The following is a 2,441-nucleotide window of genomic DNA, read 5'->3' as shown; positions in this document are numbered from 1 at the left end:
ACCGTAGATTAGACAGCAAGAATATCTACGACTAGCAAGAAAACATTCTTATCTCCTTCTAAATCTTTTACACCTCCTAATTTAGAAAACAGACGGTTTTCTTACCCCCTTAAACTGTGTTCTTTTTATTCAATTTTCAAGGACCAAGGGTGTTCACAAGTAAAGAGATTTACTTGCAAACAAGAAAAATCTTTCCGTTCTTACATGTATTTTGTCTTGTAAGGTTTCTCCAGAAACAAGAGTCCTTCTCGCTTCTTTTTACGCTTTGCAATCACTTGATAATTCACACCAACAACCGTTCGAGTGGAACGATAAAGCATAGAAATTGGTCGAATTTGCTTTGATTGACGATTAATAAATCGTCCGTCCCCTAAATTAGCCCAAACACTGTTGTTATAAAGCTTAATTGTAATTGCTTGACGTTTCAGATCCTCAACTGTACAAAATTTTCCAAACATTGTTTCCTCCACTTCAAAAGTCTCAAACTATTATTGTTCCACTTTTTGTTGAACAATGTGGAACCCAACAAAAAAAGAGAGAAACTAGCTACTACCTCCAAAGAAGCAATAACAGTCTCTCTCTTTCTTAACTACAGAATCTCGCTTAAAACACGACAATAAAGCAACAGTACAACTAAAAAAATTTTTAGATACACTGCACCATAAAAGAAAAAAAACTACAACAAGTATAAAATACAAGATTGTTCATTGACTTAATTTTATGGTATTATTGTTCATGTTGCAGGGAAACCTGTAACTCAAAAAGGAGTAGCACCGTTAGCTTCGATAACGGTCGGGGTAGAAATCTATGACCTTTGAAAGAGTTGGCGCTCTTTCTCAGCGAGATTTCTAAACCACTCCTTTTTTTGTTGGGCTCTACATTGCACAACAACGCATCACAACAAAAAAAGTATATTTACTTTTAAATTCATTCTAATTTGAAAATTTCTAAAAAAACGATAACATATTCATTCACAATCTGCAAATAAATTCATCATTTTATTTTTCTGCACTTCCAAAAAGTCGATAACAGTAGACTTTCATCCTCCTTTACTCACAAAATCATTTACTCATGAATGAACAGCTGCTCAATCAATTAACAAAAGATAATAAATCGTTTTTTAGTAAAAATCTTTACAAAAAAAGCATAGCACAAAACTAAAACAGGAACAAAAGTTCTTTTTGATCCTTTTATTTACGATTTTGAAACCAAAACCAACGATTATGATTTTATCTAATAGATTTCTAATTACGATATATGATAAAATAAACAATTCTATTTGTAATAATTGTAATATAATAAAATTTATCAAAAATCAATCTAAGCGTTTTTTCACTTTCTTTCCCTTCTTGAATCCTACACGTTCACGATAACAATAATAGTCTTCTTGTAGCTTCAACAACTCTTCATAGATTTCCCCCATATTATGACTAGAAGCCAAGGACAAAGCATAAATAAACGACGCAGGCAACGTCTCTACCGAACGCTCCCTTGTTACCCAACTAGCCACCGTACCTTGATTAAAGCCATAAAGTTCACAAAACTGCTCCACTGGCATACCTAAATACCGCAAGATATACACATTTACCGCATGAGAGTACACATACAACTTCATAGACATAAAAACCCCTCCTTCAGATAGCTAACCATCATTACATACGTAATAATAACATATAACTAGCAAAATAATTAAAGAGAAACAGCAAAAGACCAAGAGAGACTCTCAGACATAACTAAATAGACTAAGGGAACCGCTAGAAGTATCAAAGATATATTGTAAAAGGCAATTGGCGTCTTTTATTTTTTCAACCTGTATCGACTTCAAATAGCCTGATTTCTTTGGCTTCTTTCTCAGGTAGGAGCTGGTGAATTGTACTTGTCCATTCATCGATTGTTATCTTAAACTGCGCAATGATTCCTTGAATAAAGGCTTCTTTTTCTTCTTTCTTCGCTTGGATCAAACTTGTGAATAATACACGTACTGAAGCAAGTAAAAGTCCGCCACCACGCCCTTTTTTGACATTGTAGAACACTTTGTGTTCTTGCTTTAAGGAACTTAATGCACGATCCAGACTTCTTAAAGGCATGTTCAATTGTTCCGCCAATTCTTTTTTGGACAGTTTTAAATAAGGCATACGAAGATCACTTTTTTCGCTCAAATAACGCATGATATCTTCTTGCCATTCCTTTTTATGACTGTATTGGCGTTGCTCACGTGATTTCTTAAACTTCCACCACCCACGACGTTGGATAAACAACTCGTTTTCTTGAATATCCGAAGCTACCCATTCCTGGCATAATTCTAAAACAAAGTCACGATTGGCTGCTTGATAATTTCCAGAATACGCACTTTTGACAATCTTTCGCACTTCGCCTTCAGACAACGGTTCATTTAAGCGTTCGTTAAATTCAAACATGTTATACTCACAAGTTTCTTGTCC

3 protein-coding genes are annotated in these 2,441 nt (G+C 34.5%); all 3 read right to left on the bottom strand.

Features of this window, described 5'->3' with window-relative positions; translation table 11 throughout:
• Positions 1-200 precede the first annotated feature (200 nt).
• Positions 201-458 carry a hypothetical protein gene (locus tag AB3H93_RS14090; protein WP_128436235.1) on the bottom strand — a complete coding sequence of 86 codons (258 nt, stop codon included), beginning with the start codon at positions 456-458 and terminating at the stop codon, positions 201-203.
• Between the two features lie 857 nt (positions 459-1,315).
• On the bottom strand, positions 1,316-1,621 hold the full coding sequence (locus tag AB3H93_RS14085) for a hypothetical protein (RefSeq protein WP_010738086.1): 306 nt from the start codon (positions 1,619-1,621) through the stop codon (positions 1,316-1,318).
• Positions 1,622-1,805: 184 nt separating this feature from the next.
• On the bottom strand, positions 1,806-2,441 hold a 636-nt coding region (locus AB3H93_RS14080), incomplete at its 5' end, for a primase C-terminal domain-containing protein (RefSeq protein ID WP_368020733.1).

The sequence above is a fragment of the Enterococcus sp. C74 genome (genome assembly GCF_040887125.1).
GTDB lineage: Bacteria > Bacillota > Bacilli > Lactobacillales > Enterococcaceae > Enterococcus_B > Enterococcus_B hirae.
Note: the sequence above shows the minus strand (reverse complement) of the source record. Positions and strands in the feature narration are given on the sequence as shown.

Excerpts from the sequence above, each read along its gene's own strand:
- AB3H93_RS14090 (WP_128436235.1), bottom strand. The coding sequence starts at position 458 with ATGTTTGGAAAATTTTGTACAGTTGAGGATCTGAAACGTCAAGCAATT.
- AB3H93_RS14085 (WP_010738086.1), bottom strand. The coding sequence starts at position 1,621 with ATGTCTATGAAGTTGTATGTGTACTCTCATGCGGTAAATGTGTATATC.